Below are 12,422 nucleotides of genomic sequence, written 5' to 3' on the forward strand. Positions count from 1 at the left end.
AGCCGCCCGGCGCCTGTGGCGGCGCGGGCGCGGGTGCGGGGCCCTGGTGCGGGCCCGGGTGGTGTGCGGCCGGTGACCAGCCGAGGGCCGCTCCGTGCCCCGGCTGATGGGGCGGCGGCAGCGGAGAACCCACTGCGTGCTGCATCCGGTGCCACTCCGTCTCGTACAGGCAATGGGGCGTTGACAGCAGGGGGTGGCCCCGCTTCCTACCGAACGGTACCGCCCCCTGTCGTCATGGTGTGAACGGGCGAGGGCGGTCCTGAGTGCCCGTCATGCCGGGGCGATGTGTCGAGGCTTACTCGCCGACTTCTCCGTACGCGGCCAGCAGGACGGCCGGGTCCGGGCCCTCCAGGACCGTGGGCTTGGCGAGGCCGTCGAGGACGATGAAGCGCAGCAGGTCGCCGCGGGACTTCTTGTCGACCTTCATGGTCTCCAGGAGCTTGGGCCACTGGTCGTAGCGGTAGTGGAGGGGAAGGCCGACGGATTCGAGGATCGTGCGGTGGCGGTCGGCCGTCGCGTCGTCCAGACGGCCCGCGAGGCGGCCCAGTTCGGCGGCGAAGTGCATGCCGACGGCGACGGCGGCGCCGTGGCGCCACTTGTAGCGCTCGTTCTTCTCGATGGCGTGGCCCAGGGTGTGGCCGTAGTTGAGGATCTCGCGCAGGCCCGATTCCTTGAGGTCGGAGGAGACCACGTCGGCCTTCACGCGGATCGAGCGTTCGATGAGTTCCGCGGTGTGGGGGCCCGCGGGGGTGCGGGCCGCCTGCGGGTCGGACTCGATGAGGTCGAGGATCACCGGGTCGGCGATGAAGCCGGCCTTGATGACCTCCGCGAGGCCGGAGACGTAGTCGTTGACCGGGAGAGAGTCGAGGGCGGCGAGATCGCAGAGGACGCCGGCCGGGGGGTGGAAGGCGCCGACGAGGTTCTTGCCCTCGGCGGTGTTGATGCCCGTCTTGCCGCCGACCGCGGCGTCCACCATGGCCAGGACCGTGGTCGGAATGGCGATCCAGCGGACGCCGCGCAGCCAGGTCGCGGCCACGAAACCGGCCAGGTCGGTGGTGGCGCCGCCGCCCACGCCGACGATGACGTCGGTGCGGGTGAAGCCGGACTGGCCGAGCGCCTTCCAGCAGTAGGCGGCGACCTCGGCGGTCTTGGCCTCCTCAGCGTTGGGCACCTGGATGGCGATCGCTTCGTAGCCGTGCTCCGCCAGGTCGGCGCGGAGAGCGTCGCCCGTCTCGGCGAGTGCCTCAGGGTGGACGATGGCGACCCGCTTGGCCTTGTCGCCGATCAGTCCCGCCAGCTCGCCCAGGAGTTGACGGCCCACCAGGACGTCATACGGGTCGGTGCCCGCCGTGCCGCCGATGTGGATCCGCGTCACTGCCTCGCTCATGCTTCTTTCAACTCCAGTGCGTCCAGGGCGGCTTCGGTGACCTCTTCGGGGGTGCGGCCGTCCGTGGGTACGACGGCCGTGGCGACCTCCTCGTACAGGTGCCGTCTGGCCTCCATCAGTTCGCGCCACTGCTTGCGCGGGTTGACCGCGAGCAGCGGGCGGGCGGCGTTGAGGCCGGTGCGCTTGACGGCCTCCTCGACGTCCATGGAGAGGTAGACGACCCGCTGCCCGGTGAGCAGGGCGCGGGTGTCGGCGTCGAGGACGGCGCCGCCGCCGAGCGCGAGGACGCCCTCGTGCTCGGCGAGCGCGGTGTGCACGGCCCGCTTCTCGATCGCGCGGAAGGCGGGCTCGCCCTCGTCGACGAAGATGTCGGCGATGCTGCGGCCCTCGACGGCGACGATGTCGTCGTCGGTGTCGCGGTAGCCGACGCCCAGCCGGTCGGCGAGGAGCTGCCCGACGGTGGACTTGCCCACGCCCATCGGGCCGACCAGCACGATCAGCGGTGCGCTCATCGGATGGCCAGGTTGTCGAGGTACGAGCGCACGTTGCGGCGGGTCTCGGTGACGCTGTCGCCGCCGAACTTCTCCGCGACCGCGTCCGCGAGGACTAGGGCGACCATGGCCTCGGCGACGATTCCGGCGGCCGGGACCGCGGAGACGTCGGAGCGCTGGTGGTGGGCCTGCGCCGCCTCGCCGGTGGTGACGTCCACGGTCTGCAGGGCGCGCGGCACGGTGGCGATCGGCTTCATCGCCGCCCGCACGCGCAGGAGTTCGCCGGTGGACAGGCCGCCCTCGGTGCCGCCGGAGCGGCCGGAGACACGGCGGATGCCTTCGGGGGTGTTGACGATCTCGTCGTGCGCCTTGGAGCCGGGAACGCGGGCGAGCTCGAAGCCGTCGCCGACCTCGACGCCCTTGATGGCCTGGATGCCCATGAGCGCACCGGCCAGGCGCGCGTCCAGCTTGCGGTCCCAGTGCACGTGCGAGCCGAGGCCCACGGGCACGCCGTACGCCAGCACCTCGACCACGCCACCGAGGGTGTCGCCGTCCTTGTGCGCCTGGTCGACCTCGGCGACCATCGCCTTCGAGGTGTCCGCGTCCAGGCAGCGCAGCGGGTCGGCGTCCAGCTTCTCGACGTCGGCCGGCGTGGGGTACACACCCTGCGGGGCCTTCACCGAGCACAGCTCGACGACATGGCTGACGATCTCGATACCGGCCGTCTCCTTGAGGTACGACCGGGCGACGGCGCCCAGCGCCACACGGGCCGCCGTCTCACGGGCGGAGGCGCGCTCCAGCACCGGACGGGCCTCGTCGAAGCCGTACTTCTGCATCCCGGCGAGGTCGGCGTGGCCGGGGCGGGGGCGGGTCAGCGGCGCGTTGCGCGCGAGGCCCGCGAGGATCTCCGGGTCGACCGGGTCGGCCGCCATGACCTGCTCCCACTTGGGCCACTCGGTGTTGCCCACCATGATGGCGACCGGGGAGCCGAGGGTCAGTCCGTGGCGGACACCGCCGAGGAACGTCACCTCGTCACGCTCGAACTTCATCCGGGCACCGCGCCCATAGCCCAGCCGCCGCCTCGCCAGATGGTCCGCCACCATGTCCGTGGTGATCGGCACGCCGGCGGGAAGACCCTCCAGCGTCGCGACGAGTGCGGGACCGTGGGACTCCCCCGCGGTCAGCCAGCGCAACCTGCTCAACGGTGCTCCTCAGTGCTCGCGCCCTGGTACTGCCCTGCGCACGCGCGTCCTCGCGTACGGCTGCGGCGTGAACGGGGTGCGCGGCCCCGGCCCGCCACCTCCGATCCTCCCACGTCCGGGCCCGGTGTCCGGCCGCCGGTCCAACTGGCGGACGGCGCGATCAGGCCGAGCCGTCCCCCGGGCGCTGCTGAGGGGCATAGGCGCCGAGGAAGTCCGTCCCGCTCTGCTGCTGGGCCGGGGCGGGCCGCTGGGCCTCGGGGGCGTACGGGCCCAGGTAGTCCGCGCCGCTGCCCTGGCCGTACTGGGCGGCGGCGTGGATCGGCTGTCCGGAGCGGACGGCTCGGCGGTGGGCGATCTTGCGCTTGATCTTGACGACGTAGTGCGCGAGGACGGCGACCACGACCAGGGCGAGCACCGTGATCTGCACCCAGTCGGGCAGAAAGCCCAGCAGCGACTCGAATATCTGCGTCTTCCAGCCGGCCAGTGAGATGCCTGTGGACATGGACGTCGTTCCCCTCCCCTGCTCCGCCCCCTGCGGAACCGAGAGTGGATCTTAGCGGGCCGCGAGTGCCCTCTCGCCCGCTTTTCGCATGGCCTCCAGCGGCGCCGGAGAGCGTCCCGTCATCTGCTCGACCTGAAGGACAGCCTGGTGCACCAGCAGATCCAGCCCGCTGACCACCGCCCCGCCGTACGCCGACCAGCGGGCCGCGAGGACGGTCGGCCAGGGGTCGTAGAGCACGTCGAAGAGCGCGGCAGGGCGCTCCGGGACCGCTCGGGCGAGCGGGTCGGTCACACCGGCGGGGGTCGTGGTGATCACGAGCGGGGCATGCAGGGCCTGCTCGGCGTCGTCCCAGTCGGCGATACGGACCGCGGCCTCCAGCCGTTCGGCCCACTCGCGCATCTCGGCGGCCCGGGCCTCGCTGCGGACGTAGACGGTGACCTCGCCCGTGCAGATCCGCGCGAGCGCGGCGAGCGCGGAGGAGGCGGTGGCGCCGGCGCCGAGGATGGCCGCGTGGTCCACCTTGTCGATGCCGTGCTCACGCAGGGCGGCGACCATGCCGGGGATGTCGGTGTTGTCGCCGGTCCGGCGGCCGTCGGCGGTGAAGACGACCGTGTTCACCGCGTCGACCGAGGCCGCCGTGTCGCTGATCGAGTCCAGCAGCGGGATCACGGCCCGCTTCAGCGGCATGGTCAGTGACAGGCCCGCCCACTCGGACCCCAGCGTCTCGAAGAACCCCGGCAGCGCCTTCTCGTCCACCTCGAAGCGGTCGTACGTCCAGCCCTCGAGGCCCAGCTCCGCATACGCGGCGCGATGCAGCACCGGGGAGAGGGAGTGGGCGATCGGGGAGCCGAGAACGGCAGCCCGGCGCGGTGCGACCATCAGTTGTTCCTCGAGGCGTTGAACTTGTCGACCAGCTTCTGGTGCTCGGCGTTGGTCTTGGTGAACTTGCTGGTCTTCCCGTCGAGCGAGATGAAGTAGTACCAGCCGTCGTCCGTCGGGTCGAGCGCGCCCTTGATCGCGTCCTCACCGGGGTTGCCGATGGGTCCGGGCGGCAGGCCCTTGTAGTAGTACGTGTTGTACGGGTTGTCGTAGTTCCGGAGCTCTTCGAGCGTGAGGTCGATCTTGCTCTGGTTCCTGACGTAGTTGTACGTGGAGTCGAACTCCAGCATGCCGTTGGTCTCGGTGTTGCCGGGCTTGAGCCGGTTGTAGATGACCTCCGCCATCTTGCGGAAGTCGTCGTGGCTCGTGCCCTCGGCCTGGACGAGGCTGGCGACGGTGACGAGCTGCCAGGGATCCTTGAGCCCGAGGCTCTCGGCCTTCGCCTCGACGTCGAGCTTCTCGTAGACGTCGGTGGCCTGCGCGACCATGCGCTTGAGGACGTCCTCGGGCTTCTGCCCCTTGGAGACGCCGTAGCTGGAGGGGAAGAGGAACCCTTCCAGCGGGTCCTTGACGTTCTCGTGGCCCGTCGCCCAGTCCGGGAGCCCCAGCTTCTCCCAGTCCTCCTTGGCGGCCTTGGCGGTGGTGCCCGCCTTGACGCCGAGGCGCGCGTCGATGGCCTTGTAGATCTGGGTGTTGCGCCAGCCCTCGGCGATGATCAGGTTGTTGCGGCTCTTCGGGCTGAGCATGAGCTCGACCGCGCTCGCGGCCGACATCTCCTTCTCCAGCGTGTAGACGCCGTGCTGGATCGACTTGCCCTGCGGATTGCCCGCCTGTGCCGCGGTGAAGGCGTCGACGCTCTTGACCACTCCGGCCTTCTTGAGCTCCTGGCCGATGACGGCGCCGGTCGCGCCCTCGGGGATGGTGACGGTCACCTGCTGCCCATTGCCGTCCCCGGCGAAGTCCGGCGCGCTGCCGAAACGATCCTGGTAGAACTGGTACCCGAAATATCCGACACCGGCGATGCCCCCGCCGAAGACCAGCGCCACCACCAGGCAGGCGCAGCCGCTGCGGCGTTTCTTCTCCTTGCCGCCCCGGCCGCCGCGGCGACGGCGGTCGCCCGGCTCGTCGTCGTAGCCGTCGTCGTCATCGTCGCCGCCACCCGCGAAGAAGGCGTGTTCACCCTGGTCAGGTCCAGGGTCCCAGTCGGTCACCGGCTCGGGTTCGGCGCGCCGGCGACTCGGCGGCTCGGGCGGGGGGTACGCCTCCGGGGTGCCGTAGTAGTCGGAGTGCTGCCCGCCGTAGGTACCGCCCTGCTGTCCGTAGGGGTCCTGGGGAACGGCGGCGTACGGGTCCTGCGGGTGCCCGCCGGTGTTCCAGCCGCCGGTGTCGTAGGGCTGCTGCTGATGCTGCGGGGCGTACTGCTGGTCGTACTGCGGATACTGCTGTCCGCCGTAACCGTTCTGCTCGGCGGTGCCCCAGTCGCCGTACTGCTGCGCCTGCGGCTGCTGCGGATAGTGCTGCGGCTGGCCGCCGTAGGGGGACTGCCGGCCCTGCTCGGCCTGCTGTCCTCCCCATCCGTCGTCCCCGTACAACGGGTCGTCCGGATGCCACGGTTCGGAGCCTTGGCCCCGGCCATACTCAGTCATCGATCCCCTAGAGCCGCGAGGCGGTGGGCGCCCGGCCACCTGAAGACCCTGGCTCCCGTTCCGCCTCTCTTTGTGCGGCGGCTGTTCGAACACCGCCGCATCGCGCGGAACGTTACCGTATCGCGATCAGATGACCACTTCGACGCCCTCGCCGGGTGCATTACCTGACACCCGTTCGGATTCCAGGGCCTGCTGGAGGATGATCACGGCGGCTGCCTGGTCGATGACCGATCTGCCCTTCTTGGACTTCACTCCGGAGGCGCGCAGCCCCTGGCTCGCCGTGACCGTCGTCATGCGTTCGTCGACGAGGCGTACGGGGACAGGGGCGATGTTCCCGGCCAGTTCCTGGGCGAAGGTGCGGACCTTGGCGGCCGCCGGGCCCTCGCCCCCCTTGAGGGAGCGAGGGAGGCCGACGACGACCTCGATGGGCTCGTACTCCTCGACGAGCTGCTTCAGGCGGCGGTGCGCGGCCGGGACGTCCCGGCCGGGGACGGTCTCGACCGGGGTGGCGAGGATCCCGTCGGGGTCGCAGGAGGCGACCCCGATGCGGGCGTCCCCGACGTCCACGGCGAGACGGCGTCCTCTGCGCATTACTTGGCCGTCTCCGTGACCAGGCGCTCGACGGCCTCGACGGCCTCGCCGACGGCGGCCGGGTTCTGGCCGCCGCCCTGGGCGACGTCCGGCTTGCCGCCTCCGCCGCCGCCGAGGGTCTTAGCGGCGGTGCGGACCAGGTCACCGGCCTTGAGTCCGCGCTCGCGGGCGGCCTCGTTGGTGGCGATGACCGTGAGCGGCTTGCCGTTGTTCACCGTGAACAGGGCGACCACGGCGGCGCGTCCGCCCTGGATACGGCCGCGGACGTCGAGGACCAGCTTGCGCAGGTCGTCGGCGCCGGTGCCGTCGGGGACCTGGCCGGTGACGACGGCGATACCGCGGATGTCCTTGGCGGACTCGGCGAGACCGGCAGCGGCCTGGAGCACCTTCTCGGCGCGGAACTTCTCGATCTCCTTCTCGGCGTCCTTGAGCTTGGCCAGCATGCCGGCCACCTTCTCCGGAAGCTCCTCGGAGCGGCCCTTGAGCAGTTCGGTGAGCTGGTTGACGACCGTGTGCTCGCGGGCGAGGAAGTTGTAGGCGTCCACGCCGACCAGGGCCTCGATCCGGCGTACACCGGAGCCGATGGAGGACTCGCCGAGCAGCTTCACCAGGCCCAGCTGGGCGGTGTTGTGGACGTGGGTGCCGCCGCACAGTTCCTTGGAGAAGTCGCCGATGGTCACCACGCGCACGCGGTCGCCGTACTTCTCGCCGAACTCGGCGATGGCGCCCTGCTTCCTGGCCTCGTCGATGCCCATGACGTCGGCGCGGACGTCGAGGTCGCGGGCGAGCACCTCGTTGATCTTCTGCTCGACGTCCAGCATCACCGTCTGCGGTACGGCGGACGGCGAGCCGAAGTCGAAGCGGAAGCGGCCGGGCTGGTTCTCGGAACCGGCCTGGGCGGCCGTCGGGCCGAGGGCGTCGCGCAGGGCCTGGTGGGTGAGGTGGGTGGCCGAGTGGGCGCGGGCGATGGCCTTGCGGCGGCGGGCGTCGATGGAGGCGTGGGCCTTGGCGCCGACGGTGACCTCGCCGACCTGGACGACGCCCTTGTGGACGTAGACGCCCGGGACCGGCTTCTGGCAGTCGCGGACCTCGATGACGGCACCGGAGTCGGCCTTGATCCGGCCGGTGTCGCCGATCTGGCCGCCGCCCTCGGCGTAGAAGGGGGTGCGGTCGAGGACGATCTCGACCTCGTCGCCCTCGGTGGCGGCCGGGGAGGAGATGCCGTCGACGAGGATGCCGACGATGGTGGACTCGCCCTCGGTGTCGGTGTAGCCGATGAAGTCGGTGGCGCCGGCGCGGTCGGCGATCTCGCGGTAGGCGCCGAGGTCGGCGTGGCCGGTCTTCTTGGCCTGGGCGTCGGCCTTGGCGCGCTCCCGCTGCTCCTTCATCAGGCGGCGGAAGCCCTCCTCGTCCACGGAGAGGCCCTGCTCGGCGGCCATCTCCAGGGTGAGGTCGATCGGGAAGCCCCAGGTGTCGTGGAGCAGGAAGGCCTTGTCGCCGGGCAGAACGCTGGACCCGGCGGCCTTCGTCTCGGTCACGGCGGTGTCGAGGATGTTGGTGCCGGCCTTGAGCGTCTTGAGGAAGGCGTTCTCCTCGGCGAGGGCGACCTTCTCGATGCGCTCGCGGTCGGTGATCAGCTCCGGGTACTGCTGGCCCATCATGCCGATGACGACGTCGATGAGGTCCCCCACGACCGGGCCGGTGGCGCCGAGCAGGCGCATGTTGCGGATGGCGCGGCGCATGATGCGGCGCAGCACGTAGCCGCGGCCCTCGTTGCCCGGGGTGACGCCGTCGCCGATGAGCATGGTGGCGGTGCGCATGTGGTCGGTGACCACGCGCAGGGAGACGTCCGAGGCGTGGGCGTCGCCGTAGCGGACGCCGGTGAGCTCGGTGGCCTTGTCGATGACGGCCATGGAGGTGTCGATCTCGTACATGTTCTGCACGCCCTGCAGAATCATGGCGAGGCGTTCCAGCCCGAGGCCGGTGTCGATGTTCTTGCTGGGCAGGTCGCCGAGGATCTCGAAGTTGTCCTTGCCGGTGCCCTCGCCCCGCTCGTACTGCATGAAGACGAGGTTCCAGATCTCCACGTACCGCTCGTCGTTGACGGCGGGGCCGCCCTCGGCGCCGAACTCGGGGCCGCGGTCGTAGTTGATCTCGGAGCAGGGGCCGCAGGGGCCGGGGACGCCCATGGACCAGTAGTTGTCCTTCATGCCAAGGCGCTGGATGCGCTCCTTGGGCACGCCGACGACCTCGTGCCAGATGCGCTCGGCCTCGTCGTCGTCCTTGTAGACGGTGATCCACAGGCGCTCGGGGTCGAGGCCGTAACCGCCCTTGTCCTGGGGCGTGGTGAGCAGCTCCCAGGCGAGCTTGATGGCGCCTTCCTTGAAGTAGTCGCCGAAGGAGAAGTTGCCGCACATCTGGAAGAACGTGCCGTGCCGGGTGGTCTTGCCGACCTCTTCGATGTCCGGGGTGCGCACGCACTTCTGGACGCTGGTGGCGCGGGCGAAGGGCGGCTTGACCTCACCCAGGAAGTAGGGCTTGAAGGGCACCATGCCGGCGGGGACGAGCAGCAGAGTCGGGTCGTCCGCGATGAGCGACGCCGACGGGACGACGGTGTGCCCGCGCTCCTCGAAGAAGCTCAGCCAGCGGCGGCGGATCTCGGCCGACTCCATCAGTGGTCCTCATTCCGGTTGTACGGGTACGTCTTGTACGTCAGGCCCTCGACGTACGGGGGGTGGTTGCGGTTCTCGATGACGGCGTAGTGCCGGGGGGCGGGGAGTTCGCGGTCGACGGGGGCGTTGATGCCGAGCGCGTCGCCCAGTTCGGCCTCCCGCTGGGCCATGTTGTCGCGGACCTCGAGTGCGAAGTCCACCGCGCGGTCCTTCAGCCGGCCGCCCGCCTCGAGCGCCTTGTTCGCCGCGGTGACGGCGAGGTGCTCGGGCGTCAGCTGCTTGAGCTTCCGGTTGACCTTGGTGGTGGCCCACACGCCGGCGGCGACGCCGGTGGTGAACCAGAACGTTCGGCGGAACATCGCTGGGTCAGTCTCTCTTTCCCCGGAACGTCCCACGGCCGCGCTTGTCGCGGCGCGCGCCCGGGACGGTGCGGCCCACGATCACGGTACGTCCCGGCGCCGCGGCGGGCGCCTCCTCCTTGCGGCCGCCCAGGGCCCGGCGCACGCCGTAACCGAAGGCGGCGACCTTCACCAGGGGGCCGCCGAAGGTGGAGGCGACGGTGGTGGACAGCGCGGAGGCGTTGGAGGTGACCTCCTGGACGTCGGAGGCGATCGCGTCGACCCGTTCGATCTGGGTCTGCGCGGAGCGCACCGCCGCGGAGGCGTCGGCCAGCAGCGGGACGGCCTGGTCGGTCACGTCCGCCACGAGCTTGGTGGTCGCCCTGAGCGTCTGGGCCAGCCTCGCGAGAGCCACCGCGAGGAAGGAGACCAGGATCGCCCAGAAGACGGCCACCAGGATCCCGGCCACCTCTCCACCGGACACTGTGTGCACCCGCTCCCTGAAACGTGCCTGAACATCGAGAAAGTCGTGTCACCGAGCCTATCGCGCCGGTGGTGGGACTCCGTACCGGATTAGGACCGGGCGCGGGTGGAGTTGCGCGGAAGCGATTGTACGCAGTGCACATGGCTGAGTACGCTCCGTGCCCTATGTGGGATCTACGGCGCGACGGCACCCCGGTGCCCGGCAATCTGCCCCTGGAGCCCGATGCCTTCGTGGGGCGGGAGGCGGAACTGGCGGGGCTGCGGCGGGCGCTGGACGGCTCGCGGCTGGTGACGGTGACCGGGGTGGGCGGCGTCGGCAAGTCGCGGCTGGCCGCTCGGGCCGCCGCCGCATGTGCGCCGCCGGACGGGGTGTGGCGGGTGGAGATGGCGCCGCTGAGGGATCCGGAGTTCCTGGACTACGCCGTGGTGGAGGCGCTGGGGCTGACGGATCACACCACCCGGTCACCGCGCGAGTGCCTGCTGGATCATCTGGCGGAGCGTCAGCTGCTGCTGGTCCTGGACGGTTTCGAGCACCTGGTGGAGGCCTGCGCCGAGCTGGTGTCCGAGCTGCTGCGACGAGCCCCGGGGCTGCGGGTGCTCGCCGTGGGCCGCAGGGCGCTGTCGGTGTCCGGGGAGCGGCTGGTGTCCCTGGCCCCGCTGTGCGAGGAGGAGGCGGTGCGGCTGCTGGAGGTGCGCACGGGGCAGCGCTCCGCAGACGCCGGGGAGCCAGGTGTCCTCGCGGACGAGCACGACGTGCGGGAGCTGTGCCGGCGGCTGGAGGGGATTCCGCTGGCGATCGAGCTGGCGGCCGGGCGGCTGGGGGCGTTGTCGCCGCGGCAGTTGCTGGAGCGGCTCGACGACCGGTTCCGGCTGCTGACCGGGGGCAACCGGGACGCGTTGCCCCGGCACCGGGCGCTGCGGACGGCGATCGGCTGGAGCCACGAACTGTGCACCCCCGAGGAGCGGTTGCTGTGGGCGCGGCTCTCGGTGTTCGCGGGGCGTTTCGACCTGGAGGCCGCCGAGTACGTGTGCGGCGGGGACGGACTGCCCGCGGACGACGTCCTCGACGTGCTGTCCGCGCTGCTCGCCCAGTCGGTGGTGACGCGGGAGGACACCGCGGCCGGGGTGGGCTACCGGATGCTGGACACGGTGCGTGCGTACGGCGCGGACTGGCTGGCGGCCACTGGGGACGCGGAGCGGCTGCGGCGGCGCCACCGGGACTGGTATCTCGGCTTCGCCACCTGGTGCGAGCTGGACTGGTTCTCGCCCCGGCAGGCAGAGATCGCCGCACGGGTGGAGGCGGAGCTGCCGAATCTGCGCAGCGCCCTGGAGCAGGGTCTCGCCGATCCGGACGAGGCGCATCTGGGCCAGTACCTCGCCGGTTCGCTGTGGTTCTACTGGGTCGGCTGCGGGCGGCTGTCGGAGGGCCGGCACTGGCTGGAGCAGGCCGTGCGGCTCGACTCCGGTCATGAGCAGTCCCGGCTGAAGGCGCTGTGGGTGCTGGGCTATGTGGCGATCCTGCAGGGCGACACCGTGTTCGCGCTCGGGGCGCTGCAGGAGTGCCGCCGGGAGGCCGAGCGGGCTGCGAGCCCCACGGCGCTGGCGTACGCGGAGCACCGCACCGGCTGTCTCGCCCTGGTCACCGACGACATGCCCCGCGCGGAGACGCTGCTGCGTTCGGCGCTGGAGCGCTACGCGGAGATCGGGGAGCTCAACAGCAACGTCCTGATGGGCCAGGTGGAGCTGGCGATGACGCGCGCCTTCCAGGGCGATCTGCCGGACGCGGTGCGGCTGTGCGAGGACGTGCGCCGGGTGTGCGAGGACCACGGCGAGCGGTGGGCCCGCACCTACGCGCTGTACGTGCTGGCGTACGCGGCCTGGAGCGAGGGCGAGCTCGGCACGGCCCGCGCACTGCTCGGCGACTGTCTGGGCGCGGCCCACGGGTTCAGCGATCTGCTCGGCTCGGTGCTGTCCCTGGAGCTGCTCGCCCTGGTCACGGCGGCGGAGGGCGACGCGGCCGAGGCGGCGGTGCTGCAGGGGGCGGCGCGGCGGATGTGGCCGTCGGTGGGTCTGCCGCTGTTCGGCTCGGCCTACTACAACGGCCCGCACGAGCTGTGCGAGAGGACCGCCCGCGAGGAGCTGGGCGACGAGCGGTACGAGGAGTGTGCGCGGCGGGGCGAGGGGCTCGGCCGGCACGAGGCCGTACGCCGTGCGCTGCGCCGGCCCGGGAG

At 71.2% G+C, this 12,422-nt stretch carries 12 protein-coding genes; 1 reads left to right on the forward strand and 11 read right to left on the reverse strand.

Features of this window, described 5'->3' with window-relative positions; genetic code table 11:
- The 11 genes from N4P33_RS35735 to N4P33_RS24755 form a co-directional block, all read right to left on the reverse strand.
- Positions 1 to 145 (reverse strand): Pro-rich N-terminal domain-containing protein (locus N4P33_RS35735; RefSeq protein WP_260828951.1); only part of this gene is annotated, 145 nt, incomplete at its 3' end.
- A gap of 150 nt (positions 146 to 295) precedes the next feature.
- Entirely contained in the window at positions 296 to 1,387 is a 1,092-nt protein-coding gene (gene aroB / locus N4P33_RS24710; protein WP_260828941.1) for a 3-dehydroquinate synthase, read from the reverse strand.
- The gene (locus N4P33_RS24715; protein ID WP_260828942.1) at positions 1,384 to 1,899 is read right to left on the reverse strand and encodes a shikimate kinase; all 516 of its coding nucleotides are present in this window, start codon (positions 1,897 to 1,899) and stop codon (positions 1,384 to 1,386) included. The genes aroB and N4P33_RS24715 overlap by 4 nt, the downstream gene beginning before the upstream one ends.
- The gene (aroC, locus tag N4P33_RS24720) at positions 1,896 to 3,080 is read right to left on the reverse strand and encodes a chorismate synthase (RefSeq protein ID WP_260828943.1); all 1,185 of its coding nucleotides are present in this window, start codon (positions 3,078 to 3,080) and stop codon (positions 1,896 to 1,898) included. The genes N4P33_RS24715 and aroC overlap by 4 nt, the downstream gene beginning before the upstream one ends.
- 160 nt (positions 3,081 to 3,240) lie before the next feature.
- Positions 3,241 to 3,582 (reverse strand): hypothetical protein, encoded by a 342-nt coding sequence (locus N4P33_RS24725; protein ID WP_260828944.1) that lies wholly within the window; start codon positions 3,580 to 3,582, stop codon positions 3,241 to 3,243.
- A 51-nt stretch (positions 3,583 to 3,633) separates the two neighbouring features.
- Positions 3,634 to 4,461, reverse strand: a complete 828-nt coding sequence (locus N4P33_RS24730) for a shikimate dehydrogenase (protein ID WP_260828945.1) — start codon at positions 4,459 to 4,461, stop codon at positions 3,634 to 3,636.
- Positions 4,461 to 6,107, reverse strand: a complete 1,647-nt coding sequence (gene mltG, locus N4P33_RS24735; protein WP_260828946.1) for an endolytic transglycosylase MltG — start codon at positions 6,105 to 6,107, stop codon at positions 4,461 to 4,463. Before mltG ends, N4P33_RS24730 begins: the two co-directional genes overlap by 1 nt.
- Positions 6,108 to 6,233: 126 nt before the next feature.
- On the reverse strand, positions 6,234 to 6,698 hold the full coding sequence (ruvX, locus tag N4P33_RS24740) for a Holliday junction resolvase RuvX (protein WP_260828947.1): 465 nt from the start codon (positions 6,696 to 6,698) through the stop codon (positions 6,234 to 6,236).
- Positions 6,698 to 9,370, reverse strand: a complete 2,673-nt coding sequence (alaS, locus tag N4P33_RS24745) for an alanine--tRNA ligase (RefSeq protein ID WP_260828948.1) — start codon at positions 9,368 to 9,370, stop codon at positions 6,698 to 6,700. The genes ruvX and alaS overlap by 1 nt, the downstream gene beginning before the upstream one ends.
- Positions 9,370 to 9,729 (reverse strand): hypothetical protein, encoded by a 360-nt coding sequence (locus tag N4P33_RS24750; protein WP_260828949.1) that lies wholly within the window; start codon positions 9,727 to 9,729, stop codon positions 9,370 to 9,372. Before N4P33_RS24750 ends, alaS begins: the two co-directional genes overlap by 1 nt.
- 7 nt (positions 9,730 to 9,736) lie before the next feature.
- Positions 9,737 to 10,201 carry a DUF948 domain-containing protein gene (locus tag N4P33_RS24755; protein ID WP_260828950.1) on the reverse strand — a complete coding sequence of 155 codons (465 nt, stop codon included), beginning with the start codon at positions 10,199 to 10,201 and terminating at the stop codon, positions 9,737 to 9,739.
- 131 nt (positions 10,202 to 10,332) lie between these two features.
- On the opposite strand from N4P33_RS24755, the gene N4P33_RS24760 reads away from it, so the two are divergent.
- Positions 10,333 to 12,422: ATP-binding protein (locus N4P33_RS24760; protein ID WP_399030096.1), on the forward strand; the 2,090-nt coding region annotated here is incomplete at its 3' end.

The organism is Streptomyces sp. 15-116A (genome assembly GCF_025290915.1).
In the GTDB taxonomy this organism is placed as follows: domain Bacteria; phylum Actinomycetota; class Actinomycetes; order Streptomycetales; family Streptomycetaceae; genus Streptomyces.